We start from the raw sequence: 1,606 nt of genomic DNA, 5'->3' as shown, positions 1-1,606 counted from the left end.
CCTGCTTCATCTTTAAATCGCTGATAGGGGTCTAATTTTGCGACGAATTTTTGCTGATTAGCAAGAATTTCAGCATTTAGTTCAAAATAGGGTTCCGGCTTAAAGTTTTTGATTGCCTGATCTCTTTGATAGACCATACACAAGGCTGGCAGCTATAGGTAACTAATCGAGCACGCTCTACGTACCAAATTTTTATCAATATAAAATACATTATGGGCTACCATTCATACCAATTAACCAGTCGCTAATTTTGTGATTACAAGTGCATGCCCCAATCTTCATGCCGGTTTCGAGTTTGGTGTTGCCGTTGCTTTTTCGTCATTTCCCACTCAGTCTCCTTTAAACCTTGCGCCTGTTTTTGCCGTTCGTAATCTTCATCACGGGCATATAGGGCGGTCATGATTGCGTTACTAAAGGCCGTCTTTAAGTAGTAGCTTGGACTAACTGGCTTGTAGTTCAGTGGTTGATAATGTCCGATATTTGCTTTTCTGTACTGGTCGTCCTTGGCTTGTTGCTCTTTTAACTGCATTTGGATTTTCTCGATCTGACTGTTCTTAATCGTCGGATCAGCTTTGCATTCGCCAAAAAAGAGTTGTTTAGTACCATCATGCTTTAAAACCCGTTGTAAGTGATGATTTTCTAACTGATCTAAGCTCAGCTGTCCCGATAAATAAGCTAGTCCTTGTTGATGTTCTGGGGGGCTGAAAACCTGTGGTGGGTTTGCTTGCCACTGTTCAATCGTTTCGGCCTGACATGGCTTTAAAACAGGATCATAGTACATCACGGCTGTATAGGCTTGTTCCTGTTTAATCAATGGCAATCCATCTAAATCGCCTTTGGGAAAGGCCCTTTTCAATACTTCATGGTATTGCGTTTTAATGACTTGCTTAACGGCCATGATTGCCCGTAGATCTTTGACTGCTCGAGTAATCTTTTGCTGTTCGGTTGGTGAATATTTCTCTAGTAACCCTTGATCGACGTGTTCTAGGCTTTCTAAGTTATCGTCATGAATCATCAGCGTATATTTCAGTTCGATTTTGACTTCCTTTTCTTGTTGCATTAATAACTTCCAGCCAACGTATGGCCGTTTGGTAAAGGTCAATAATTGTCGGGTCAATAAATCATCACGAATATTCATTAAACGTTCGTTTAATTCACTGCCTTTGAAAATCGTTTGTTCACTATTAGTTTCTTTAATCAATTCCCGTCGTTCAGCCGCGGTTGTCTGTTCAAAATCAAGCTCTGGATAAAGTTTTTTAGTTGTGCGATCAACCACTTTATTTAAGAGTTCATCTGCTTTTTTTAGTGAACTTTCTTGTTGGTTAATCGTCAATAATTGCTTAGTGATATCTTCACCAACAGCGTGCTTAATTAAGGTACTGTTTTTCCAATTAAATAGCATGCGCCGCTTATCATCTAAACTTTCCAAACTAATATAAGTTTTCAGTTCGTGGCTTAACTCTTTGACCACTTTTTTCTCGTTAAACGAGAAGTGTTTACTTAGGCTATCCAAGTGACCTCGATTAATTACTTTTTCTTGATTGTTTTTATAATTCGCTTTGGTCTTACGATATTTCTTAACTTGTTGGTTAAATTCTTTCCTTTT

General features: G+C 38.8%; 1 protein-coding gene and 1 pseudogene. Both read right to left on the bottom strand.

Translation table 11 applies throughout. The features are described 5' to 3' along the window. A pseudogene (locus FC98_RS15455) lies at window positions 1-137 on the bottom strand (DNA topoisomerase); the annotation flags it as partial. Between the two features lie 119 nt (window positions 138-256). Then, on the bottom strand, window positions 257-1,606 hold a 1,350-nt coding region (locus FC98_RS13720), incomplete at its 5' end, for a hypothetical protein (protein WP_056949757.1).

This window comes from Lentilactobacillus kisonensis DSM 19906 = JCM 15041 (assembly GCF_001434135.1).
Taxonomy (GTDB): Bacteria; Bacillota; Bacilli; order Lactobacillales; family Lactobacillaceae; genus Lentilactobacillus; species Lentilactobacillus kisonensis.
The sequence above is the reverse complement of the archived record's forward strand: the minus strand, read 5'-3'. Positions and strand labels throughout refer to the sequence as shown.